Here is a 22782-nt window from a genome sequence, read left to right on the forward strand (position 1 = left end):
GGTCCTCGCAGGTGAGGGGCCGCGGGAACCTGTGCCAACCAGTGTGGTTTGATCCACATGTGACAGACGGCACGGTATTGTGCCGGGCGAGACTCGCCTGAGCCCGCAGGGGCTGACCCGATGGAGGAAATGTGGACAACGACGTGCTGCGTCAGGCTCCGCTGTTCAGCGCTCTCGACGACGAGGCCGCGTCCGCACTGCGCGCGTCGATGGCGGAGTCCCGCCTGCGCCGCGGCGAGATCCTCTTCCACGAGGGCGACTCGGGCGACAAGCTCTACATCGTCCTGGACGGCAAGGTGAAGCTCGGTCGCACCTCCTCCGACGGCCGCGAGAACCTCCTGGCCATCCTCGGCCCGGGCCAGATGTTCGGTGAGCTCTCGCTCTTCGACCCGGGCCCGCGCTCGGCCACCGTCACCACCGTCACCGACGCCTCCTTCGCGTCGTTGTCCCACGAGGACCTGCTGCGCTGGCTCGAGGGCCGCCCGCTGGTCGCCTACTCGCTCCTGGCGCAGCTCGCGACCCGCCTGCGCAAGGCCAACGACGTCGTTGCCGACCTGGTCTTCTCCGACGTCCCCGGCCGTGTCGCCAAGGCGCTGCTCGACCTCGCCGACCGCTTCGGCCGCACTGCCGACGACGGCGTCCACGTCCACCACGACCTCACCCAGGAGGAGCTCGCCCAGCTGGTCGGCGCCTCCCGCGAGACGGTCAACAAGGCGCTCGCCGACTTCGCCTCCCGCGGCTGGCTGCGTCTCGAGCCCCGCTCGGTCGTGATCATGGACCTCGAGCGCCTCGGTCGCCGCGCCCGCTGATCTGCTTCGTCGACGGCCCCCATCCGATCCGGATGGGGGCCGTCGACATTTTCCGGCACCGTGACCCCCGCGGTCGTCGTCTGCTGCGTCTAGAGGAGTGAGAGGAGGTCCCATGCAGCCCGGAGAAGCAGCCTTCAACGACTTCGTCGCCGCGCGGACGGCGGCGCTGTCGCGCACGGCGTACCTGCTGACGGGGGACCACCACTCGCCGAGGACCTCCTGCAGACCGCGCTCCTCCAGGCCGCCCGCCACTGGGAGCGGATCCACGGGTCGCCCGAGGCCTACGTACGGCGCACCCTCTACACGCAGAACGTCTCCTGGTGGCGACGGAGGAAGCTGAAGGAGACCTCGCTCGGTGCGTACGACGTGGCAGCGCCGACGTCGTCGCCCGACCTGCGCCTGACGCTGGAGGACGCTCTCGCACGGCTCACCGCCAAGCAGCGGACCGTGCTGGTGCTGCGCTACTTCGAGGACCTGACCGAGGTCCAGGCCGCTGCCGCGCTCGGGATCTCCGCCGGGACCGTGAAGTCGATGACCCGCCAGGCCCTCGCGCGGCTGCGCGTCCTGGCCCCCGAGCTGTCCGAGCTGATCGGAGCGACGCCATGACAGACGCACTGCGTGAGGAGCTGGCCCGGATCGGTGACGGTGCCGCACCGGTGACGGTCGCACCGGACGTGTGGGCGCGTGGACGCCGCGCGCGACGTCGTGACCGGGTCGTCCTCGGCGCTGCCGCGCTGACGGTGCTCGTGGCGCTCGCGGGGCTCGGTCTGACGGTGCGGGGCGTCGCGCACGACGCCGCGCCGGTCGGCACCGGGGTCGAGGCGGTCCCGTCGGTGATCCAGGGCGTGCCGCAGCGGTTGATCAGGAATTACGAGTCGGGGGAGGTCTGGGATCGGCGTGTCGGCGAAACCGATCTGGCGATTGGACGTGGCGCGATGGCCTTCGGCTCCGGGCAGAGCGTCTACGAACCTGTCGTGGTGACGGCGGCGGATGGCGTCTACCACCCGCTGGAACTGCCTGGCTGGTACGGAAACACGACGGCCGGCTTCTCCGAGTCCAATGTGCCGCTCGCGCTCTCCCCGGATGGCGCCCGCCTCGCGTGGGCGTGGGCCGATCTCGATGCTCCCCAGCGGTCTCCTGTGCCCTCAGGCATTCGCATCGGCGATCTGCGGACAGGGCATGTCCGCACGATCCGCCTCGTCGGGCGCGACGGCATCGTCGTCGGTGCGATCGCGTGGTCGCCCGATGGTCGTTGGCTGGTCTGGCAGGGTCGGATGCAGACCACCTGGACCCGCGACACCACGCGGTCGGGGCCCAATTCGGAGGTCGCAGGACGCATCGGGCCTGGGGGCGTGAGTCAGGCAGTGCCCCTCACACAGACTTCGTCGGTGGCGCTCGCCATCGAGAACTCGGGCCGCGTCCTGCTGGTCGGGTCTCACGGATGGTCGACCTGGGGCGGACGGGGTGTGGATCGTGGGTTCCTGCGCACGCGTGAACCAGACACGCTCCCCGGTGACGGCACTGCCGGGGCGATGAGCCCCGCCGGCCACCTGGCGCTGGCCGGGGGAGTAGTTCCGACGTCTGCTGTGACCTTCGTGAACACGGGGTCGCGCGCAGCGCTCGACCGGAACGTTCCCGACCCGCCCTACTCCGAGGGTGCACTGATCCAGCCCGTCGGGTGGATCGACGACGACCACGTCGTTGTGGTCGCCACTGCTGCGCACGATGTCTCCGATGCGGGCTGGCGGCACGGCGAGACCAGGCTGGCTGTCGTGAGTGCGCCATGGGCGTCGGATGATGTCTGGAAGCCTGTGGCGTCGTTCGACACCGATTACGAGAAGACCGGGGAGATCAAGGCGCCGACGGTCGCTGTCGACCTGATGTCGCTCGACCACCCGACGCGCGACTTCCCGGCCCCCACGTGGCCGTGGAGCGACGAGCGGAAGGCGGCGGTGATCGGAGGTGCAGCGCTCGCGGTCGTGGCAGTGCTCGTGTTCGTCGTCAGCCACCGGCGAGGCCGACGCCTGCGGGACTGACCGGGCAGGGCGGAGGCTCCTCGTCAGCAGGTGACGACGAGTCTCCACCCTGATGCGGGCTGCGTCAGCGCAGGTCGGCGGGGACGTCGAGGCCCAGGTCGTCGGCGATCGCCAGCAGTGCCGTGCGGGTGGCGTCGGAGAAGTGCGGGCGGGCACGGCGTACGGCGTCCCACTCGTCGAGCTTCGTGGCGGTCTCGACGACGCCCTGCAGGCGGTGGTGCGGAAGCATCTCGAGGATCCGTGCGACGCGGGCGGGGTCCTCGATGACCTGGCCGGTGCGGACCAGGGCCTCGTCGGAGAGCACGCCGAGCGTGCGCTGGACCTGCTCGTCGGGGAGGACGCCCACGAAGTCGGCCATCGCGATGTACTCGCCGCGCTCGCCGAGGATCCGGCCGGCGTCGACGAGAAGCTGCGGCGACAGCTTCTGCAGGATCGGGGTGACCCGACGGGGGTCGAGCTTCGGGGCCAGGTCGGCGAGGAAGGTGATCGGCACGCGGCTCGCCAGCGACACCGCGGCGTCGGTCTCCATGACACCCGCGACCCGGGCTGCGAGCTGTGGTGGGAACGCCATCGTGGCGATCTTCGCGGCCACGCCGCCGGGCACGACCTTCGTCGTCTTCGCGAGCCCGAGGAGGATGTCGCGGTTGGCGTCGAAGAGGCGGTCGGTCAGCTGGTCACGCAGCTGCTTCAACGCCGCCGCCTCCTGCTGCGCCAGGAAGTCGAGAGCGTCCTCGGCACAGCCGAGAAGGGAGGCGAGGCGCGTGATCTCCACCCGGACCTCGGAGCCGGTCACAGGCCCACGACCTTCCGGACGGTGCCGCGCAGCGGGCGCGGCACGATCTCCAGCGCCTTCAGCAGCGAGGCCTCGAGCTCCGCGGCCTGGGCGGCGCGAGCAGCCTTGATGAGGTCGGCGAGCTGCTGGGTCTCGTCCTCGGTCAGGGTCAGGCCGGCGGGCGGCTCTGCGCCGAGCTGGTGGGCCAGCGATGCGGCAGCGCTCATGGTCTCGTTCCTCCTACGTGCGTGGACGTAGACCTAACGAGACAACGCGTCCAAGGTAATGAGATCTGCGTCTCGCCGGTCGCCGGAGCTCCGTCCGAACGCGCCGAAACCCGGGCCTGGCACCCCAGGACCCGGGTTTCGGTGGACGTGTCCGATCCGTCAGCGTCGTGGATCAGTCCTCGGTCGAGGTCGCCTGGCCAGCGGCGATCAGCTCCATGACGTTGGAGTCGGCCAGCGTGGTGGTGTCGCCGACGGCACGGTTCTCGGCGACGTCGCGGAGCAGGCGGCGCATGATCTTGCCGGAGCGCGTCTTCGGCAGCTCCTGCACGACCATGATCTGCCGCGGCTTCGCGATCGGGCCGATCTCCTGGCGGACGTGGTCGGAGAGCACCTTGGCGATGTCGGCGCCGCCGTCGCCCGCCGACTCCTTCAGGATCACGTAGGCGACCGGCGCCTGGCCCGTGTCGGGGTCGGAGGCACCGACGACCGCCGCCTCGGCGACGTACGGGTGGGAGACGAGGGCCGACTCGATCTCCGTCGTCGACAGGCGGTGCCCGCTCACGTTCATGACGTCGTCGACGCGGCCGAGGACCCAGATGTCGCCGTCCTCGTCCTTCTTCGCGCCGTCACCGGCGAAGTAGTAGCCCTGCTCCTTGAAGCGCGACCAGTAGGTGTCGACGTAGCGGTCGTCGTCGCCCCAGATGGTGCGCAGCATCGACGGCCACGGCGAGGTGACCACCAGGTAGCCGCCCTGGCCGTTGCCCACCGGCACGCCCTCGTCGTTGACGACGTCGACCTCGATGCCGGGCACTCCCAGCATCGCCGAGCCCGGCTTGCCCGCGGTGACACCCGGGAGCGGCGTCATCATCGTCGCGCCGGTCTCGGTCTGCCACCAGGTGTCGACGATCGGGGTGCCCTCGCCATCGTTGCCCGCGCCGCCGATGACCGTGCGGTACCAGACGTACGCCTCGGGGTTGATCGGCTCGCCGACCGAGCCCATGACCCGCAGCGAGGAGAGGTCGTACGCCGCAGGCACCGCGTCGCCCTGCTTCATGAACGACCGGATCGCGGTGGGCGCGGTGTAGAAGAGCGAGACCTTGTAGTCCTGGATGATCTTCCACCAGCGGCCGCGCTCGGGCGCGTCGGGCGTGCCTTCGTAGAGCACCTGCGTCGCACCGTTGGCGAGCGGGCCGTAGACGATGTAGCTGTGGCCGGTGACCCAGCCGATGTCGGCGGTGCACCAGTAGACGTCGGTGTCTGCCTTGAGGTCGAACTGCGCCCAGTGCGTGTAGGCCGCCTGGGTCAGGTAGCCGCCGGTGGTGTGCTTGATGCCCTTCGGCTTGCCGGTCGTGCCCGAGGTGTACATGACGTAGAGCGGGTGCTCGGCGTCGAACGCCTCCGGGGTGTGCTCCGACGAGGCCGTGTCGACGGTCTCGTGCCACCAGTGGTCGGTGCCCTCGCTCCAGGCGACGTCCTGCCCGGTGCGGCGCACGACGAGGACGTTCTCGACCTGGCCGCTGGTCGCGTTGTCGAGCTTGACCAGGGCCTCGTCGACGGCGGGCTTGAGGGCGGAGGCCGCGCCGCGGCGGTAGCCGCCGTCGGAGGTGACGATGAGCTTGGCGCCGCAGTCCTCGACGCGGGCGGCGAGCGCCTCCGCGGAGAAGCCGCCGAAGACGACCGTGTGGATCGCGCCGATGCGGGCCGAGGCGAGCATCGCCACGATCGCCTCGGGGATCATCGGCATGTAGATGGCGATGCAGTCGCCGGCCTTCACGCCGAGCGCGGTGAACGCGTTCGCTGCCCGGGAGACCTCGGCCTGCAGCTCGGCGTAGGTGATGTCGCGGGTGTCCTCGAGCGGCTCGCCGACCCAGTGGATCGCGACCTTGTCACCCTTGCCGGCCTCGACGTGCCGGTCCACGCAGTTGTACGCCGCGTTGAGCTTGCCGCCCACGAACCACTGGAAGAACGGCGGATTGGAGTCGTCCAGGACCTGGGTCCACGGCTCGGCCCAGGTGAGGCGGCCGGCCTGCTTCTCCCAGAACGCCAGCCGGTCGCGCGCGGCGTCCTCGTAGTCCGCGGCGGTCACGTTCGCGTTCGCGGCGAGCTCGATCGGGGGCGCGAAGCGCCGGTTCTCGTGCAGCAGGTTGGACAGGGTCTCGTCGGACATCGTCGCTCCGGAGGTCATCGCGGGGTACTTCCTTCTTCTCGCAGCCTAGGGGCAGCTATGGCATGGGTCACAGGGTGTGGTGTCGATGGTGCCGACCCGGCGCTGCAATCACGTTGCAGCGCCGGGCCGGGTCGGTCAGTGCGAGATGGCGCCCTCCGCGCCCGCACCGGTCAGGGCGCGGACCTCGAGCTCGGTGTAGCGCTCCTCCGCGGCCTTCTCGCGGGAGGTCACGGTGCCGAGCCAGCCGAGGAAGAAGCCCAGCGGGATCGAGACGATGCCCGGGTTCTCCAGCGGGAACCAGGAGATGTCGATCGAGGCGGGCAGGAGGGAGAGGTTCTTGCCCGTGACCGGGTCGAGGCCCTTGCCGGAGACCACCGGCGAGAAGATGACCAGGCCGACCGCCGAGACGAGGCCGCCGTAGATGCTCCAGACGGCACCGCGGGTGTTGAAGCGCCGCCAGAACATGTTGTAGAGGATCGCCGGCAGGTTGGCCGATGCCGCGACCGCGAAGGCGAGGGCGACGAGGAATGCGATGTTGAGCTTCTGCGCCGGGATGGCGAGCAGGATCGCGACCAGGCCGATGCCGGCAGCGGCGTACCGGCTGACCTTGAGCTCCTCCTTCTCGGAGGCCTGGCCCTTGCGCCAGACCGAGTTGTAGAGGTCGTGGGCCACGCTGACCGACGAGGTGAGGGTCAGGCCGGCGACCACCGCGAGGATCGTCGCGAAGGCGACCGCCGCGATGAGCGCCAGCAGGATGGCGCCGCCGGTCGAGCCCGAGCCGCCGCCGACCGCCTCGGCCAGGAGCGGCGAGGCGAGGTTGCCGCCGGAGGTCTTGACCTCGGCCATCGTGTCGCCCTTGAGCAGGGCGGCAGCGCCGAAGCCGAGGACCAGCGTGAAGAGGTAGAAGGCTCCGATCAGGCCGATCGCCCAGAGCACCGACTTGCGGGCGTCCTTCGACGTGGGGACGGTGTAGAAGCGGGTCAGGATGTGGGGCAGGCCGGCCGTGCCGAGCACGAGCGCGATGCCGAGTGACAGGAAGTCGATCTTGGACGTCGTGGTCGCGCCGTACTTCAGGCCGGGCTCGAGGAACTCCTTGCCGTGTCCCGAGTTGGACGCCGCGGTGCCGAGGAGGTCGGAGAGGTTGAAGTCGAACTTCGCCAGGACGAGGACGACGATCAGCGCCGAGCCGGCCATCAGCAGCACGGCCTTCACGATCTGCACCCAGGTGGTGCCCTTCATGCCACCGACGGTGACGTAGAAGATCATCAGTGCGCCGACGCCGACGACGGTCAGGTTCTTGACCGTCTCGGAGGTGACGCCGAGCAGCAGGGTCACCAGGGCACCGGCACCGACCATCTGGGCGAGCAGGTAGAAGATCGAGACGACGACCGTCGAGGTCGCGGCCGCGGTCCGGACCGGGCGCTGCCGCATCCGGTAGGCGAGCTGGTCGGCCATCGTGTAGCGGCCCGAGTTGCGGAGCACCTCGGCGACCAGGAGCAGGGCGACGAGCCACGCGACCAGGAAGCCGATGGAGTAGAGGAAGCCGTCGTACCCGTAGAGGGCGATGGCGCCGGAGATGCCCAGGAACGACGCGGCCGACATGTAGTCGCCACCGATCGCGAGGCCGTTCTGGAAGCCCGAGAACGAGCGGCCGCCGGCGTAGTGGTCGGTCGCGCCGGACGAGGTGCGGCTGGCACGGATCGTGATGCCGATCGTCAGGGCGACGACCGACAGGAACAGCACGGTGGTCAGGAGCTGGTGGTTCATCGCCGGCCCTCCTCGTACTGGGCGTTGAGCGAGCGGGCGAGCGGGTCGAGGCGCGCGTTGCTGTAGCGCGCGTAGAGCCAGGCGATCGCGAACGTCGTCGCGAACTGCAGCAGGCCGAAGACGAGGGCGACGTTGATGTTGCCGACGACCTTCGTGGACATGAAGTCGCCCGCCCAGTTGGAGAGGACCACATAGGTGAGGTACCAGGTGAGGAAGGCGACGGTCGCCGGGAACGCGAACCCGCGGTAGCGGGTGCGGAGCTCGTGGAACTCCGGCGTCGCGTGGAGCCGGTCGTAGACCGGGTCGTGCCGGTCGGCCTGCTCGTGGACGGAGCTGCTCATGACGGGGGCCTTTCAGGAGCACGAATCTGACGCGCTCAATGTGGCGCCCGTCACAAGTCCTGCGGCAGGGGTGCGGCCGGTCCGTGCGCCCGGCGGGAAGGGTCGTGCGACGAGCGGTCCGTCTGCGGCGACGAGCGGTCAGCCGCGGTCGAGCTCGACGGCCTCGGGGGTGTGCAGCCGGACCAGGAACCGGCGCACGTGGGGTGGCACCGAGGCCGCCGTCGCACGCGAGACGCCGACCATCGTCAGGAACGCCAGCGGGACGCTCCACGCCGCCGGCTGACCGAGCAGGGCGTCGACCCAGCCCTCGCGCGCCGGGTCGGCGAGGGTCCACACCACGCTCACGCCGGAGCCGATCCCGCCCACGACGAGACCGGCGATCGCGCCGGCCGGCGTGAGCCCCCGCCACCAGATGCCGAGCAGCAGCAGCGGCGCGAAGGTCGAGGCGGCGAGGGCGAAGGCGAGGCCGACCACCCGCGCGACCGGTACGTCGGGTGCGGCGAGGGCCGCAGCGGCAGGCACGAGGACCGCGAGCGCAGCGCCCAGCCGGAACGCCGTCACCGGACCGCTGCGGGCTCTCGGCAGCCGGCCGGTGAGGTCCTGGCTGAGGACGCCGGCGACCGCGATCGAGAGCCCCGAGCTCGTCGAGAGGAACGCAGCGAACGCCCCGGCCGTCACCAGCCCGGTCAGCAGGTCCCCGGACAGGCCGGGCAGCACCAGGGAGGGCAGATCGAGCACGAGGGTGTCGCCGGTGCCGCGGGCGGCGAGGTCTCCGGCGTACACGCGTCCGAGGGCGGCGTAGACCGGCGGAATGACGTAGAAGAGCCCGAGCAGTGCGAGCACGAAGAGCGTCGTGCGGCGGGCGGCGCGGCCATCGGGGTTCGTGTAGAAGCGGACGACGACGTGGGGCAGGCCCATCGTGCCGAGGAAGGTCGCGAGGATCAGCGACCAGGTCGTGTACAGGCCGAGGGCCCCGCCGTCGGCGAGCGGCAGGTCCCACGCTGCCGGACCGCGGGTGGTGGGCGCCGGCCGTCCGTCGCCGATCCAGACGGCGACGAGCACGGCCGCCGGGAGCAGCAGGGCGGTGAGCTTGAGCCAGTACTGGAACGCCTGCACGAAGGTGATCGACCGCATGCCGCCCGAGGTGACGTTGACCAGCACGACCACGGCGACCACGACCGGCCCGACCCAGCTCGGCGCCCCCGTCGTGGCCGACAGCGTCACGCCGGCGCCCTGGAACTGCGGCAGCAGGTAGAGCCAGCCGATGCCCACCACCATCGCCGAGCAGAGCCCGCGGACCCGGCGCGACCCCATGCGGGCCTCGGCGAAGTCCGGCAGCGTGTAGGCCCCGCTGCGCCGCAGCGGCGCCGCGACGAGCACGAGCAGGACGAGGTAGCCCGCGGTCCAGCCGACCGGGTACCAGAGCATGTCGGCGCCGAAGACGAGGAGCAGGCCCGCGACCCCGAGGAACGACGCGGCGGAGAGGTACTCGCCGCCGATCGCGCTGGCGTTGAGCGCCGGGCGCACCGTGCGCGACGCGACGTAGAAGTCGCTCGTGGTGCGCGAGAACCGCAGGCCCCACGCCCCGATCACCAGGGTCGCCACAGTGACCAGGACGACCGCGACGATGCCGGTCACGGTTCCTCCGCGACCACGTCGACGAGGGCCGCGAAGTCGCGCTCGTTGCGCTCGGCCCGCCGGACGTAGGCCCAGCCGAGCAGCAGCAGGAACGGGTAGGCGAGCACCCCGAGCACCCACCACGCGACGGGTACGCCGACCACCCGGTGCGCCGCGAGGGCGGGCCACAGGTGGAAGACCAGCGGCACCGACCCGAGCACACCGAAGAGCACGGCGAGGATCCGCGCCGCCAGCCGGGCCTGCTCGCGCAGCAACGAGCCGAGGTAGATCTCGCCGACCGGCGTGGCCGCGTCGATCTCGCGCGCTCGCGGCAGCGGCGTACGCCGGGTGGTGTGGCGGGGCGGCCCGGTCACCCGGACGCGCGGTGGCGGCGGGATGTCGCTCACGGCGTGCTCCGTGGTGTGCGGCGGGTGAGCACCTCCCGGAGCTCCCGCGTGTGCCGGCGGCTGACCTGCAGCGGGACGTCGCCGACGACCACCGTGCACCGGCCCTCGTCCATGCGGACCTCGCGCACGTGCGCGAGGTTGACCAGCAGGGAGCGGTGGATCCGCACGAATCCGGCCGGTGCCCACTGCTCGGCGAGCGTGGTCAGTGGTGTCCGGACCAGGTGGCTGTCGGTCGCGGTGTGCAGGCGGGCGTAGTCGCCCTGTGCCTCGACGTAGCGGACGTCGCGCCGCCGGATGAAGCGCGTGACGCCGCCGCGTTCGACCGGGATCTGGTCGTCGGCCTCCCGGGCCGGGGGTGCCTGCCCGGCGACCAGGCGGCGGACCGCCTCGGCAAGGCGGTCCTCGCGCACCGGCTTGAGCACGTAGTCGACCGCGCGCAGGTCGAAGGCGTCGACGGCGTGCTCGTCGTGGGCGGTCACGAAGACGACCGGTGGCGGCTCCTTGAAGTTCGAGAGGACCTGCGCCAGGTCGAGCCCGCTGAGGCCGGGCATGTGGATGTCGAGGAAGACCGCGTCGACGCTGCCCTCCTGCAGCACCCGCAGGGCCTCGGCGGCGGAGCCAGCGGAGCGCACGGTGCCGATGCGCGGGTCGCGCTCCAGCAGCCAGGCCAGCTCGTCGCGGGCGGGGGCCTCGTCGTCGACGACGAGGACGTCCATCTGCTTCATCCGATGCTCACTCCCGGTGCGAACTTGGGGACCCGGAGGATCACCTTGGTGCCGGCACCCGGCGCCGTCTCCACGACGAGGCCGTGGTCGTCGCCGAAGCTGGTACGGAGCCGCTGGTCGACGTTGCCCAGGCCGACCGAGTCCAGCTCGGTGTCGCCGGCGAGTGCGCGGCGCACCCGCTCGGGGTCCTCGCCGGCGCCGTTGTCCTCGACCTCCAGCACGCACTCCTGGTCGTGGTCGCGGGCCACGATGCTGATCTGGCCGGCGCCGTCGGTGCGGGCCAGGCCGTGTTTCACGGCGTTCTCGACCAGCGGCTGGAGACAGAGGTAGGGGACGACGACGGGCAGCACCTCGGGGGCCACCCGCAGCGTGACCTGGAGCCGGTCGCCGAAGCGCGCCTGCTCCAGCAGCAGGTAGCGCTCGACGGACTTCAGCTCCTCGGCCAGCGTGGTGTAGTCGCCGTGGCGCCGGAACGAGTAGCGGGTGAAGTCCGCGAAGTCGAGCAGCAGGTCGCGGGCGCGGTCGGGGTCGGTGCGCACGAAGCTGGCGATGGTGGTCAGGGCGTTGTAGACGAAGTGCGGGCTGATCTGGGCGCGCAGCGCACGCAGCTCGGCCTCGGCCAGCCGCGTCCGGCTGCCGGTGAGCTCGGCCAGCTCCAGCTGGCCGGCGACCCAGCGGGTCACCTCGTCGGTCGCGCGCACCAGGGCGCCGGAGGAGTGGTCGGCGTACGCCTGGAGGGTGCCGACGATCCGGTCGTCGACGACGATCGGCGCCACGATCGCATGCCGTGCCTGGCAGCCCGACCGGCCACAGTCGAGGTCGTGGGGACCGGCCACGGTGGTGCGGCCGCTCGCCGCCGCCTGCCCGGCCAGCCGCGCCGCGTGCTCGCGGTGGTGGTCGTCGGCGCCGTCCCAGGCCAGCACCGCACGGTCGTCGGTCAGCGCCAGGGCAGGTACGCCCAGGAGCGCCCGCAGGTGCCGGCTCGCCCGGGTCGCGCTGGCCGTGGTCAGCCCCTCGCGCAGCGCGGGCGAGGCGAGTCCGGCGGTGTGGAGCGTGCGGAACGTGGCCCGGTCGGCCTCGCCGCCGAGCCGGGACCGCCTCGACCGCCGCCACCGCACGCTCGCCAGCCTAGGCCTCCGGGGCGCCCGAGGGGATGCCCGAGCGGACACCCGACGGGGTGTCCGTCCGGCCGCCCGCGTCGCCGGTCTCCGCGCGCAGGACGGCCGTGCACGCGGGGCACGGACTGTCGACGTCGGTGCGGAAGTCGAGGTGCCAGAAGCCGCGCCAGCCCTGGGCCGGCTGGCCGCAGGCGGTCTGCGCGGCGCCGATCCGCTTGAGGTGCGCGGTGCCCCACGGGTGGGGACCGCCGGCCCGCCACGGCCCGCGGTGCGTGGCCACCACGACCCAGCCCCGCTGGACCAGCGAGCGCTTCGACCGGCCTGTGCCGCCGGGTGCCTGCATGCTGCGTTCGCGCATCACCCCGGCCATGTCAGACCCCGCTCCCGGCAGCCTCGAGCGCGGCGTACTCCTCGTCGGTGAGGATCCGCGAGCGGATCAGGAACCGCACGCCGTGCGGCGCCTCCACGGAGAAGCCGGCTCCGCGGCCCTTCACGACGTCGATGGTCAGGTGGGTGTGCTTCCAGTACTCGAACTGGGACTTCGACATCCACACGGGCACCGCGCGGTCCAGGCCGATGTCGAGGTCGCCCAGGTGGACGTCGGAGCCCCCGAGGCGGAACTCGCCGTCGGGGTAGCACATGGGGGCGGAGCCGTCGCAGCATCCGCCGGACTGGTGGAACATCAGCGGGCCGTGCTCGGTGGTGAGGCGGCGGAGGAGCTCCGCCGCCTCACCGGTGAGGTCGACCCGGTGCGGAAGAGGACTGGTCATCACCGGGTCACCGCCTGTCAGAAGAAGCCGAGGGCGTCGGGGGAGTACGACACCAGGAGGTTCTTCGTCTGCTGGTAGTGGTCGAGCATCATCTTGTGGGTCTCGCGACCGATGCCGGACTGCTTGTAGCCGCCGAACGCCGCACCCGCGGGGTAGAGGTGGTAGCAGTTCGTCCAGACGCGGCCGGCCTGGATCTCCCGGCCCGCACGGTAGGCCTGCGAGCCCTCGCGCGACCAGACACCGGCGCCGAGGCCGTAGAGCGTGTCGTTGGCGGTCTCGAGCGCCTCCGCCTCGTCGCTGAACTTCGCCACGGAGACGACGGGGCCGAAGATCTCCTCCTGGAAGATCCGCATCTTGTTGTGGCCCTCGAAGATGGTCGGCTTCACGTAGTAGCCGCCGGCGAGGTCCCCGTCGAGGACGTTGCGCTCGCCGCCGGTGAGGACCTTCGCGCCCTCGGCCTTGCCGATCTCGATGTAGGACAGGATCTTCTCCAGCTGGTCCTGGGAGGCCTGCGCGCCGATCATCGTGGTGGTGTCGAGCGGGTTGCCCTGGATGATCTTCTCCACGCGGACGACGGCGTCGTCGAGGAACTCGTCGTAGATCGACTCCTGGATCAGCGCACGCGACGGGCAGGTGCAGACCTCGCCCTGGTTGAGGGCGAAGAGCGCGAAGCCCTCCTGAGCCTTGTCGTAGAAGGCGTCCTTCTCGGCCGCCACCGACTCGAAGAAGACGTTGGGCGACTTGCCGCCGAGCTCGAGGGTGACCGGGATGATGTTCTCCGCGGCGTACTGCATGATCAGGCGGCCGGTCGTGGTCTCGCCGGTGAAGGCGACCTTCGCGACGCGGCTCGAGGTGGCCAGCGGCTTGCCGGCCTCGACGCCGAAGCCGTTGACGACGTTGAGCACGCCGGCCGGGAGCAGGTCGGCGATCACCTCGAGGACCTTGAGGATCGACCACGGGGTCTGCTCGGCCGGCTTGAGGACGACGCAGTTGCCGGCGGCCAGGGCGGGTGCCAGCTTCCACGCCGCCATCAGGATCGGGAAGTTCCACGGGATGATCTGGCCGACCACGCCGAGCGGCTCGTGGAAGTGGTAGGCGACCGTGTTCTCGTCCAGCTCGCCGGCGGTGCCCTCCTGGGCGCGCAGCACGCTGGCGAAGTAGCGGAAGTGGTCGATCGTCAGCGGGATGTCGGCGGCGAGCGTCTCGCGCACCGGCTTGCCGTTGTCGTACGACTCGGCGACCGCGATCGACTCGAGGTTCTCCTCGATCCGGTCGGCGATCTTGTTGAGGAGGTTCGCGCGCTCGGTGGCCGAGGTCTTCTTCCACGTGGGGAAGGCGGCGTGCGCGGCGTCGAGCGCGGCCTCGATGTCCTCGGCGGTGCCGCGGGCGATCTCGGTGAAGGGCTTGCCGTTGACCGGCGAGATGTTCTCGAAGTACTGACCCTTGATCGGGTCCACCCACTCGCCACCGATGAAGTGGCCGTAGCGGCTCTTGACGGAGACGAGCGAGTCCGGCTGGCCCGGGGCTGCGTAGATGGTCATCTGAATGCTCCTGTGTGTGGGACCGGGCGTCGACTGTGACGCCGTTCACATGACGCTAGGAGCCGGGACGTTGCGACCACGTTGCTGTGCCGGTGCCGCTGGCAAAACCTGTCCGAACGGAGAGGTCAGTGCGCGAACTCGCGGTCCAGCCGGGCCAGCTGGCCCTGGGCCAGCGCCCACAGCGGGGAGCCCGGCGGCAGCAGGTCGCGCTGCCGCATCCACATCTCGTAGTCGTCTGCTCCCCACGCGGACCGTGTCCAGGCGGACATCAGGTCCGGCTGGCCGGCGTGCATGACGGCGGCCCGGAGCTGCTCCGTGAGCACCTCCCGCAGGCGTACGACGCCCGGCGCCGTCGACCGCGGGAGCAGAGGGCCCCGGAAGCTGCGCAGCGCTCCGGCGACGTCTCCGGCCGCCAGGTGCGCCTCGATCGCCAGCCAGTCGCCGGCGACGTCGGTGAGCAGCCGGTAGGGCCGGGATCCGAAGAACGTGTCTCCGAGGAGGTGGCGGAGGCGGTTGAGCTCGGCACGCAGCGTCGAGGAGCCGCTCTCGTCCTCGTAGAGGAGCACGCTCAGCTCGTCGCCGGAGAGGCCGCGGGGCGTGCTCGCCAGGAGCAGGACGAGCTCGCTGTGGCGGGGCGAGAGGCGCAGGTGCCCCGTGTGGCCACGGTCGTCGTCGATGCTGAGGAGGGCGTCGTTGCGGCCGAGCGCCTCGATGCGGATGCAGGGACGGCCCGAGCGCGGGCTCGGGACCCGGCTGACCAGCCGGTCACGCGCCAGCTCGGTCTCGGCGAGCCGGACGGTCGCCCGCACCAGCGCCATCGTCTGGGGGACGACGATCTCGTCGCCGCCGGTGACGTCGAGGACGCCCAGGAGCTGGGAGCTGCCCGGGTCGTGGATGGGTGCCGCTGCACAGCTCCAGCCGCGCACGGCGTGGCGGAAGTGCTCTCCCCGGACGATGCTGCTGGGCTGGTCCAGCCGCAGCGCCAGGCCGGGTGCGTTGGTGCCCGCGAGCCGCTCGTCCCAGTTGCTGCCCTCCACGAAGCCGATCGACTCCGCGCGACGCAGGGCCGTGCCCGAGCCGCAGACCCACAGCAGCTGGCCGGCCTCGTCGGAGACGGCCATCACCGCATCGCAGTCGCGGGCCGCCTGGCCGAGGACGTCGTCGAGGAGCGGGAAGACCCGGGCGAGCGGGTGGTCGGCGCGCACCGACCGCAGCTGGCCGTCGTCGAGGGTGATCGGCGCCGCCACCTCGTCGGCGGGAACACCGGCCGCGGCGGACCGGTGCCACGACGCGGCGACCTCGGCACGCATCCCGGTGTCCATCTGGACAGTGTGACACCGTTCACGTTGCAACGACGTTGCGAGCGCGGCGTCCGGCCTCGGCCGACGGGGCGGGGCACCTGGCTGGCCATCCGGGCCGACCGCCCTCTCCGACCGGACGGTCCTCGCTCCGGCTTGTTGCGAAGCCCTCGCAACAACACCCATGGTCGCGGACATGACCATGACCAGCACCGCCCGTCGTCCGGTCCTCGGCCGCGAGGAGAAGGCGTCGCTCCTGCGGACCCTCGGCTTCGTGCTCGCCCTGCACCTCCTCGGATGGGGCCTGCTGCTGGGGGTCGTCGCCCCGCGTCACTACGCGGTCGGTGACGGCGTCCTCGGGCTCGGCCTCGGCCTGACGGCGTACACCCTCGGCATGCGGCATGCCTTCGACGCCGACCACATCGCCGCCATCGACGGCACGACCAGGAAGCTGATGGCCGACGGCCAGCGCCCCGTCAGCGTCGGCTTCTGGTTCAGCCTGGGCCACAGCTCGGTCGTCCTCGCGATGGTGATGGGCATCGCCTTCGGGGTCAGGGCGCTGGCCACCGGCGTGCAGGACACCGACTCCGCCCTGCTCCGGACCGCGGACGTCTGGGGTCCGTCCGTCAGCGGGGTCTTCCTCCTCGCGATCGGGGCGCTGAACCTGACGGCGCTCGTCGGGATCGTGCGGGTCTTCCGTGGCATGAGGCGCGGGCACTACGACGAGGCGGCGCTCGACCGCAGCCTCGACGCACGTGGGCTCCTCAGCCGCCTGCTCGCCAGGGTCAACCGCGCGGTGCGCAAGCCGTGGCACATGTACCCGATCGGCTTCCTCTTCGGTCTCGGCTTCGACACGGTCAGCGAGATCGGGCTCCTGGTGATCGCCGGAGGTGCCGCGGTGGCGAGCCTGCCCTGGTGGGCAGTGGTCACGCTGCCGGTCCTCTTCGCGGCCGGGATGTCCTTGCTCGACACCCTCGACGGCGCCTTCATGAACGTCGCCTACGGGTGGGCCTTCTCCCGTCCGGTCCGGAAGGTCTACTACAACCTGACCGTCACGGCGCTCTCCGTGGTGGTCGCGCTGGCGATCGGCGTCGCGACCCTCGGGACGATGCTCGGCGAGCAGCTCGGCGGCCCGCTCCGGGTCTTCCTCGACCTCGACCTGGAGTACGTCGGCTACGGCATCGTGCTGCTCTTCCTGCTCGCCTGGGCGGGCTCGGTCGCGTTCTGGAAGGTCGCCCGCGTCGAGGAGCGGTGGGGTGCGGCCACGGCCGCGACGCCCGGCGCCGCAGCCGGTCCCGGCGCAACCGGATTGCAACCTTGGCGCAACTAGCGTGTGGCAACCGTCACTCGGGTGCGACGCCGGTGACGGGTCGAGGAGGTATTCGTTCGATGCTCGCGACATCCGCAGCAGTGCGCCCGCTCCAGAGAGACGAACGACGTCTGCTGAAGTTCCACGTCCCGGAGATGGTGTTCGGACTCGGCTCCCTCGCGGAGGCGGGGTTCTGCGCGGGACGCCTCGGTGCACGCCGGCCCTTCGTCGTCACGGACCCCGGCATCATCGACGCAGGGTGGGTCGCCGAGCTGGTCCACCACCTGCGCGACGTCGGCCTCGACCCGCAGGTCTGGGCCGGTGTCACCCCCAACCCGAAAGACCACGAGATCGACGCGGCGCTCGCGGCGTACGTCGAGTGCGGTGGCGACGTCATCATCGGCATCGGGGGCGGCTCCGCGCTGGACGCCGCCAAGGGGGTCGCGATCCTGAGCGGCAACGGTGGCTCCATCAGCGACTACGCCGGGGTCGACCGGGTCGTGAACCCGATCCCGCCCCTCCTGATGATCCCGTCCACCGCGGGCACCGGGTCCGACGTCTCCCAGTTCTGCATCGTCACGGACACGGCGCACGCCGTGAAGATGACCATCATGGGCCGCTCCCTGGTGCCCGACATCTCCGTGACGGATCCCCGCCTGCTGAGCACGATGCCGCAGGACCTCGCGGCTGCCACCGGGCTCGACGCCCTGACCCACGCGGTCGAGTCGTTCGTGTCCCTCGGCCACAACCCGCTGGCGGACGGGCACGCGCTCTCGGCTGCGCGCCTCGTCGCGCAGGCCCTCCGGCGCAACGTCGAGGCGCCCGGCGACGAGCAGGCGCGGCTCTGGATGGCCCAGGCCAGCCTCGAGGCGGGCCTCGCCTTCTCCAACTCGATCCTCGGTGCGACGCATGCGATGAGCCACCAGGTCGGTGGTCTGTTCGACCTGCCGCACGGCGTGGTCAACGGCGTCCTGCTCCCGCACGTGATCCGGTTCAACGCGGCTGTGGTCCCGGAGCGGTTCGCGGTCCTCGCCGGAGCCATGGGCCTCCCGGTGGCCGGCGTTCCAGCGGCTGAGGCGGCCGAGCTGCTCGCGCAGTACGTCCAGGACCTCGCCGAGTCCGTGGGCGCCCCGCGCCGCCTCGGGGCCCTCGGGGTGACCGACCAGGACGTCGAGCGCATGTCCATCACCGCCGTACGCGACGCCTGCCTCGCCACGAACCCTCGTCCCGCGGGCCAGGACGACATCGCCGGGATCTTCCGCGAGTCGCTGTGACCACCCAGCCGCGCTCACGGCCACCGACCGACGGCGGGCGGCGGTCCCTGCCCGACCTGGCTGCGCTCACCGGTGTCCGCTCCGGCAAGCAGACGTACTACAACGCCTACCAGCGGTCGAACGAGCGGCTGCAGCGCACCGTTGCTGCCATGGACTCCATCTCCGGTGCGCTCGTGCACCCCGTGGAGGGTCCGCGACCGCTGCTGGAGAAGATCGTGCGGGTCGCCTCCCGTCACCTTGACGCCCGGTGGGCGCTGCTCGCGCTGACGGCGCATGCGCTGCCGTCGACGCGGCCGCGGTTCCTCGCCCTCGACGCCGTCGGTCTGGTCCGGGACGCTCTCGGTGAGCTCCCGCCGGATGCGACGGAGGCGATCGAGGCGATCTCCTCGGGGATCCTGCCGACCCGGGCGATGCAGAACGACGCGGGCGCCGTCGTCGTACCGATGCTCCTCGACGGCCACGCGATCGGCGCGCTCGTGGTGGCGCCACACGGTGACGTCCCGCTGGAGACACCCGACCTGTCGGCGCTCCACATCCTCGCGAACCTCGCAGCGGTCTCGCTGCACACCGGCGACCTCTACCGGACCGGTCTCGCCCAGCAGAGGCGTGCCCACCAGCTCTTCGACGAGGTCTCGGAGCAGGCCCGGCTCCTCTCGGTGCGGGACGAGGAGCTGCGTGCCGCCGAGCAGCGGCTGCGGGTGGCCGACCAGCGCGAGCTGATCGACAACGAACGCCGGCGCATCGCCCTCGAGCTCCACGACAGCGTGGCCCAGACCGTGCTGACGGCCGGCCTCGTGCTCGAGGTCGCCCGGCGCGACCTGGCGCCGGGTACGCACCCGCAGGCGGCCGCCACCGCCCTCACAGAGCTCGACCGTGCGCGCGACCTGATGTCGACCGCCACCGAGCAGCTCCGGTCGGTCATCTACGCACTGCACCACGAACGTGCGGCCGAGGACGTCGCGAGCCTTCCCGAGCTGCTCGCCGAAGTGGCCTCCCAGCACCGTCCGCACCTGACCGTGCGGCTCCGCGTGGAGGGCAGTCCGATCCCCCTGGGGACGGCGGCAGAGCACGCTCTCGCGCGCACCGCGGGGGAGGCGCTCTTCAACGTCGCGATGCACTCCGATGCCCGGAAGGCGCTGGTGCGGCTGCGCTACCTCGATTCGGCTGTCGTCCTCCGCGTGAGCGACGACGGCGACGGTGACCCGGCCGCGATGCGCCGGACCGTCCGGCTGGCCCGGCGCGGGACCGCCGACGGCCGGCATCGGGGGCTGGTGGGCATGGCGCTCCGCGCGGAGGCGCTCGGCGGCACCTTCTCGATCCGCCGGTCGCGCGCCGGCGGCGTCGCCGTCGAGTCCCGCATCCCCCTCGTCCCCGCTTCAGCATCCGCCACCACCTGAGGAGCGCGATTCCCATGACCACCATGACCACGGCCGCCGATCTGCCCGGGCCCGACCCCACCCCGCTCTCGCAGGGCGTCGCCAGCATCGGCATCGTCCTCGTCGACGACCACGCGATGGTGCGCCAGGGACTTCGCTCGGTCCTCGAACGCGAGGCCGACCTGCGGGTCGTCGGCGAGGCCGGCTCGTCGGCGCAGGCGCTCGCGGTCGTCGCCTCGACCCGCCCCGAGGTCGTGCTCCTGGACCTGCGGCTCTCGCCCTCGACCGACAACGAGGGCATCGAGCTGTGTGCCCGGCTGCACAAGGCGCATCCGGAGGTCGCGGTCCTGGTGCTCACCACCGTCATCGACGACCACCTCGTCCTGGAGGCGATCCACCAGGGAGCGCGCGGCTACGTCGTCAAGGAGGTCGACACCTCCGAGCTCGTGCGGGCGATCCGCGCGGTCAACCGGGGCGAGAGCGCGTTCGACTCGCGCAGTGCCGCGGCCATGGTGCGGGGCATCAACGCCGGCTCGGCGGCCGAGAACCGGCAGCTGACCGACCGGGAGCAGGACGTCCTGCGACTGCTCGCACGCGGCATGTCCAACCGGGGGATCGGCCAGCAGCTCTTCATCTCCGAGACCACGGCGAAGTTCCACGTCTGCAACATCATGCGGAAGCTGCAGGTCTCCCGGCGCGCCGAGGCGGTCTACGTGGCCAGCAAGGAGGGCTTCATCTAGAGCGGTGGCGGCACGCGCGGCCGCCACCGCCTCAGGGCCGGTCCAGGACCAGCCACCCTCCGTGGTGCTCGTGGACCGTCCACCACCACCCGCTCGCGTCGGCCATCTCGACGAGGGTGCGGGAGGTGAAGACGCGCACGTGCCCGTAGGCAGCCGTCGGCTCGTCCTCGAACGGGACCGCGACCACGACGCGTCGCCGGGCCAGCCGCTGCATCTCGCGGAGGACGGCGACCCCGTGCTCGACCGGCAGGTGCTCGAGCAGGTGCAGGGCGACCACGGTGTCGTACGACCTCGAGGGTCGCGGCACCCGCGCGGCGTCGCAGATGACGGTGTCGATCGTCCGGCCCAGCAGCGGTGCGACGCGCGCGAGCAGGCGCACGGTGTTGGCCGACAGGTCGCTCGCCGTCACGTCGAAGCGGTCGGCGGCGAAGAGGCTGAAGAAGCCGAAGCAGCTGCCGAGCTCGAGGACCGAACCCGGCTCGATCAGGCCTGCCGCGTGCGCATAGACCGGTGCGTAGCCCGCGAGCGAGCCCTCGACCAGGTCGCTCGCTGGTGGCACGGCGGCGCGGGGGACCGAGCCGTGGGTGAGCCCGGCGAGCCGGTCCAGGGTGTTGCGGTAGAAGAGGGTCCAGGCCGTCAGCGCGTCGTCCGCCGAGCTGACGACGAGCCCGGTCATCAGCCGTTCGAAGAGCTCGCTCCCCTCCAGCCAGCCGGGGGCGAACAGCTCGGCCGCCACGAGGCCCGCGAGGTCGTTGTCGATCCGCGCGGGTGGGAGGTCGTGCGCGAGGTGGACCCGGTCGTGGTCGGTCCAGAACGCGAACGACACCGTCCGGACGGCGCCCGGCGGGACCTCACGGGTCCGGACGACCTCGACCAGGTCGTCGGCGTACACGCCGCGGGCGCCGGCGGGCAGCGGGTCGATCGGTGCGGCGAGGGTCATCGCGCCACCTCCGTCAGGTGGGAGGTCACGAGGTCGAGACCGGCGAGGTCGCGTACGACGTGGACCCGGTCGCAGTGGGCGGCGTACGCCGGCAGGTCGCAGCTGCCCAGCCCCCACGACCAGCGCGGCTCGGGGGTGATCCAGATCGTCTCGCGAGCCCGGCGCGCGATCTCCTCGAAGGCACGCAGGCCGGGGTCGTTGCCGTTGCTCCGCCCGTCGCCGAGGACGACGACGGTGGTGCGCCGGTTGACGCCTCCGCCGAACTCGTCGAGGAACTGGCCGAACGCCGCGCCGTAGTCGGAGTCGGTGTCGACGTCGAGGACGCCTCCTGCGGGGAGCCCGGACAGGGTCAGCGAGAGTGCCTCCTCCATCTGGTGCTCGGCGAAGAGGTCGGTCACCTCGACCAGGTCGGAGACGAAGGCGAAGGTCCGCACGTGCGAGGCCATGCCCTGCAGCCCGTGGACCAGCTGGAGCGTGAAGCGGGCCGCGGCGCGGACCGAGAGCGACACGTCGGCCAGCACCAGGAGCCGCGGGCGGTCGGTCACCTTCGCGACCGTCACCGGCCGGAAGGGCACCCCGTCGCTGCGCAGGTTGCGGCGCATCGTGCGCGAGCCGTCGATGCTGCCACGCGCCGCCTCCCGGCGACGGGCGCGGGGAGCGCCGTGCAGGCTGCGGACCAGCCGGCGCAGTGACTCCTCGAGGGTGGCGCGCTCCGCCTCGCCGATCCGGTCGATCTCGCGAGCCCGCGCTTCACGGGTCTCGATCGCGGCTTCGGTGGCGAGCAGCTCCTCGAGGTGGCGCTGCAGTGCGTCGGGCAGTCCCTCGAGGAGGCCGGAGAGCGCCGTGCGGAGCGCGGCGAGCTCTCCCGCGCCGACCGTGCTGCCCTCGACCGTCTCGTCCTCGCCCTCGTCGAGCCAGGCCAGGAGGGCCATCTCCTCGGCTACGGTCAGCTCCGAGTCGAGCCGTGTCCCGGGGCGGTCGGCGATCTTGCCCGGACGGCCCGGGTTGTGCAGCCGGGAGGTGTCCAGCTGGACCCGCGCGGCGTCGGCCCGGGAGTCCGCGCCGTCGTTGGAGAGCACGATCTCGTCGGTCATCGAGGCCATGTCGAGCTTGTTGGCCTCCTGGTGGAGGTTGTACTGCTGCGCGAGGTCCTCGGGGTCGAAGAAGTCGCGGATGTCCTGGGGCTTGCCGTGGCTGTGCCCCTGGTCAGGCGTCCGGCCGGGCTCCTCCGAGAGCACGAACTCCTCCAGGTCGCCGTCGTCCTCCAGGTCGTCGTGGGCGTGCGAGTGCCCGTGCTCATCGGGCGAGTCGAGCACGGCACGCAGGTGGAAGAACCGGTCGAAGACCCGGTCGAACGCCGCTTCGTCGCGCTGGTCCTTGACCAGCGTCACGCGCAGCGCGCTGCGCAGCAGGTCCCGGTCCTCGAGGACACCGGGCGCACCTGCGGCACGGGACGCGTCGACGACCTCGGAGATCCCGATACGGACACCGTGCAGCCGCAGCAGCCGCACGAAGCGGTGGAGCGCGCCGTCCATGGCTCAGCCTCTC

At 71.6% G+C, this 22782-nt stretch carries 22 protein-coding genes; 7 read left to right on the forward strand and 15 right to left on the reverse strand.

The features are described 5' to 3' along the window. Positions 1-131: 131 nt before the first annotated feature. The 3 genes from Q5722_RS08740 to Q5722_RS08750 all read left to right on the forward strand — a co-directional run bounded on the left by Q5722_RS08740 (position 132) and on the right by Q5722_RS08750 (position 2845). Complete coding sequence (locus Q5722_RS08740) at positions 132-809, forward strand: Crp/Fnr family transcriptional regulator (protein ID WP_305027828.1); 678 nt, start codon at positions 132-134, stop codon at positions 807-809. A gap of 261 nt (positions 810-1070) precedes the next feature. Further along, positions 1071-1415 (forward strand): sigma-70 family RNA polymerase sigma factor, encoded by a 345-nt coding sequence (locus tag Q5722_RS08745; RefSeq protein ID WP_369415028.1) that lies wholly within the window; start codon positions 1071-1073, stop codon positions 1413-1415. After that, positions 1412-2845, forward strand: coding sequence for a hypothetical protein (locus Q5722_RS08750; RefSeq protein WP_305027829.1), 1434 nt, complete (start codon positions 1412-1414; stop codon positions 2843-2845). The genes Q5722_RS08745 and Q5722_RS08750 overlap by 4 nt, the downstream gene beginning before the upstream one ends. Before the next feature lie 64 nt (positions 2846-2909). Here Q5722_RS08750 and Q5722_RS08755 read toward each other — a convergent pair whose 3' ends face one another. From Q5722_RS08755 to Q5722_RS08815, 13 genes are all read right to left on the reverse strand, one after another. Next, positions 2910-3638, reverse strand: a complete 729-nt coding sequence (locus Q5722_RS08755; protein WP_305027830.1) for a hypothetical protein — start codon at positions 3636-3638, stop codon at positions 2910-2912. Continuing rightward, positions 3635-3844, reverse strand: a complete 210-nt coding sequence (locus Q5722_RS08760; RefSeq protein WP_305027831.1) for a hypothetical protein — start codon at positions 3842-3844, stop codon at positions 3635-3637. Before Q5722_RS08760 ends, Q5722_RS08755 begins: the two co-directional genes overlap by 4 nt. Before the next feature lie 172 nt (positions 3845-4016). Then, the gene (gene acs / locus Q5722_RS08765) at positions 4017-6029 is read right to left on the reverse strand and encodes an acetate--CoA ligase (RefSeq protein WP_439652486.1); all 2013 of its coding nucleotides are present in this window, start codon (positions 6027-6029) and stop codon (positions 4017-4019) included. A 117-nt stretch (positions 6030-6146) separates the two neighbouring features. Next, positions 6147-7778 (reverse strand): monocarboxylic acid transporter, encoded by a 1632-nt coding sequence (locus tag Q5722_RS08770; protein ID WP_305027832.1) that lies wholly within the window; start codon positions 7776-7778, stop codon positions 6147-6149. Further along, positions 7775-8119, reverse strand: coding sequence for a DUF485 domain-containing protein (locus Q5722_RS08775; RefSeq protein WP_305027833.1), 345 nt, complete (start codon positions 8117-8119; stop codon positions 7775-7777). The genes Q5722_RS08770 and Q5722_RS08775 overlap by 4 nt, the downstream gene beginning before the upstream one ends. A gap of 138 nt (positions 8120-8257) precedes the next feature. Then, the gene (locus Q5722_RS08780) at positions 8258-9757 is read right to left on the reverse strand and encodes a sodium/solute symporter (protein WP_305027834.1); all 1500 of its coding nucleotides are present in this window, start codon (positions 9755-9757) and stop codon (positions 8258-8260) included. After that, on the reverse strand, positions 9754-10143 hold the full coding sequence (locus tag Q5722_RS08785) for a DUF485 domain-containing protein (RefSeq protein WP_305027835.1): 390 nt from the start codon (positions 10141-10143) through the stop codon (positions 9754-9756). The genes Q5722_RS08780 and Q5722_RS08785 overlap by 4 nt, the downstream gene beginning before the upstream one ends. Next, positions 10140-10868, reverse strand: coding sequence for a LytR/AlgR family response regulator transcription factor (locus Q5722_RS08790; protein WP_305027836.1), 729 nt, complete (start codon positions 10866-10868; stop codon positions 10140-10142). The genes Q5722_RS08785 and Q5722_RS08790 overlap by 4 nt, the downstream gene beginning before the upstream one ends. Then, a complete protein-coding gene (locus Q5722_RS08795) occupies positions 10865-11986 on the reverse strand; it encodes a sensor histidine kinase (protein ID WP_305027837.1) in 1122 nt (373 codons plus the stop codon). Before Q5722_RS08795 ends, Q5722_RS08790 begins: the two co-directional genes overlap by 4 nt. Before the next feature lie 10 nt (positions 11987-11996). After that, positions 11997-12344 (reverse strand): hypothetical protein, encoded by a 348-nt coding sequence (locus tag Q5722_RS08800; protein WP_305027838.1) that lies wholly within the window; start codon positions 12342-12344, stop codon positions 11997-11999. A gap of 13 nt (positions 12345-12357) precedes the next feature. Beyond that, positions 12358-12756 (reverse strand): DUF779 domain-containing protein, encoded by a 399-nt coding sequence (locus Q5722_RS08805; protein ID WP_305027839.1) that lies wholly within the window; start codon positions 12754-12756, stop codon positions 12358-12360. Between the two features lie 17 nt (positions 12757-12773). Next, positions 12774-14297 (reverse strand): acetaldehyde dehydrogenase ExaC, encoded by a 1524-nt coding sequence (gene exaC / locus Q5722_RS08810; RefSeq protein ID WP_305027840.1) that lies wholly within the window; start codon positions 14295-14297, stop codon positions 12774-12776. A gap of 125 nt (positions 14298-14422) precedes the next feature. Further along, positions 14423-15619, reverse strand: a complete 1197-nt coding sequence (locus Q5722_RS08815) for a GAF domain-containing protein (protein ID WP_305027841.1) — start codon at positions 15617-15619, stop codon at positions 14423-14425. A gap of 172 nt (positions 15620-15791) precedes the next feature. Between Q5722_RS08815 and nicT the strand changes: the two genes are divergently transcribed. The 4 genes from nicT to Q5722_RS08835 all read left to right on the forward strand — a co-directional run bounded on the left by nicT (position 15792) and on the right by Q5722_RS08835 (position 20294). Further along, positions 15792-16925: a Nickel transporter NicT gene (nicT, locus tag Q5722_RS08820; protein ID WP_305027842.1), complete on the forward strand. Its 1134-nt coding sequence runs from the start codon at positions 15792-15794 to the stop codon at positions 16923-16925. 134 nt (positions 16926-17059) lie between these two features. Further along, the gene (locus tag Q5722_RS08825) at positions 17060-18178 is read left to right on the forward strand and encodes an iron-containing alcohol dehydrogenase (RefSeq protein WP_305027843.1); all 1119 of its coding nucleotides are present in this window, start codon (positions 17060-17062) and stop codon (positions 18176-18178) included. Continuing rightward, on the forward strand, positions 18175-19575 hold the full coding sequence (locus Q5722_RS08830) for a sensor histidine kinase (protein ID WP_305027844.1): 1401 nt from the start codon (positions 18175-18177) through the stop codon (positions 19573-19575). The genes Q5722_RS08825 and Q5722_RS08830 overlap by 4 nt, the downstream gene beginning before the upstream one ends. 14 nt (positions 19576-19589) lie before the next feature. Beyond that, complete coding sequence (locus tag Q5722_RS08835) at positions 19590-20294, forward strand: MadR family response regulator transcription factor (RefSeq protein WP_305027845.1); 705 nt, start codon at positions 19590-19592, stop codon at positions 20292-20294. A 31-nt stretch (positions 20295-20325) separates the two neighbouring features. Here the strand turns inward: Q5722_RS08835 and mftM are convergent, their stop codons facing one another. Both mftM and Q5722_RS08845 read right to left on the reverse strand, forming a co-directional pair. After that, the gene (gene mftM, locus Q5722_RS08840) at positions 20326-21234 is read right to left on the reverse strand and encodes a mycofactocin oligosaccharide methyltransferase MftM (RefSeq protein ID WP_305027846.1); all 909 of its coding nucleotides are present in this window, start codon (positions 21232-21234) and stop codon (positions 20326-20328) included. Next, positions 21231-22769, reverse strand: a complete 1539-nt coding sequence (locus Q5722_RS08845) for a VWA domain-containing protein (protein WP_305027847.1) — start codon at positions 22767-22769, stop codon at positions 21231-21233. The genes mftM and Q5722_RS08845 overlap by 4 nt, the downstream gene beginning before the upstream one ends. Between the last annotated feature and the right edge of the window lie 13 nt (positions 22770-22782).

The sequence above is a fragment of the Nocardioides jiangxiensis genome (assembly GCF_030580915.1).
Lineage (GTDB): Bacteria > Actinomycetota > Actinomycetes > Propionibacteriales > Nocardioidaceae > Nocardioides > Nocardioides jiangxiensis.

Bases quoted from the DNA above. Each gene is read 5' to 3' on its own strand.
- nicT (WP_305027842.1), top strand. From the start codon at position 15,792: ATGACCATGACCAGCACCGCCCGTCGTCCGGTCCTCGGCCGCGAGGAG.
- Q5722_RS08825 (WP_305027843.1), top strand. From the start codon at position 17,060: ATGGTGTTCGGACTCGGCTCCCTCGCGGAGGCGGGGTTCTGCGCGGGA.
- Q5722_RS08800 (WP_305027838.1), bottom strand. From the start codon at position 12,344: ATGCGCGAACGCAGCATGCAGGCACCCGGCGGCACAGGCCGGTCGAAG.
- mftM (WP_305027846.1), bottom strand. From the start codon at position 21,234: ATGACCCTCGCCGCACCGATCGACCCGCTGCCCGCCGGCGCCCGCGGC.
- Q5722_RS08770 (WP_305027832.1), bottom strand. From the start codon at position 7,778: ATGAACCACCAGCTCCTGACCACCGTGCTGTTCCTGTCGGTCGTCGCC.
- acs (WP_439652486.1), bottom strand. From the start codon at position 6,029: ATGACCTCCGGAGCGACGATGTCCGACGAGACCCTGTCCAACCTGCTG.
- Q5722_RS08805 (WP_305027839.1), bottom strand. From the start codon at position 12,756: ATGACCAGTCCTCTTCCGCACCGGGTCGACCTCACCGGTGAGGCGGCG.
- Q5722_RS08775 (WP_305027833.1), bottom strand. From the start codon at position 8,119: ATGAGCAGCTCCGTCCACGAGCAGGCCGACCGGCACGACCCGGTCTAC.
- exaC (WP_305027840.1), bottom strand. From the start codon at position 14,297: ATGACCATCTACGCAGCCCCGGGCCAGCCGGACTCGCTCGTCTCCGTC.
- Q5722_RS08790 (WP_305027836.1), bottom strand. From the start codon at position 10,868: ATGAAGCAGATGGACGTCCTCGTCGTCGACGACGAGGCCCCCGCCCGC.
- Q5722_RS08845 (WP_305027847.1), bottom strand. From the start codon at position 22,769: ATGGACGGCGCGCTCCACCGCTTCGTGCGGCTGCTGCGGCTGCACGGT.
- Q5722_RS08835 (WP_305027845.1), top strand. From the start codon at position 19,590: ATGACCACCATGACCACGGCCGCCGATCTGCCCGGGCCCGACCCCACC.
- Q5722_RS08750 (WP_305027829.1), top strand. From the start codon at position 1,412: ATGACAGACGCACTGCGTGAGGAGCTGGCCCGGATCGGTGACGGTGCC.
- Q5722_RS08815 (WP_305027841.1), bottom strand. From the start codon at position 15,619: ATGGACACCGGGATGCGTGCCGAGGTCGCCGCGTCGTGGCACCGGTCC.
- Q5722_RS08760 (WP_305027831.1), bottom strand. From the start codon at position 3,844: ATGAGCGCTGCCGCATCGCTGGCCCACCAGCTCGGCGCAGAGCCGCCC.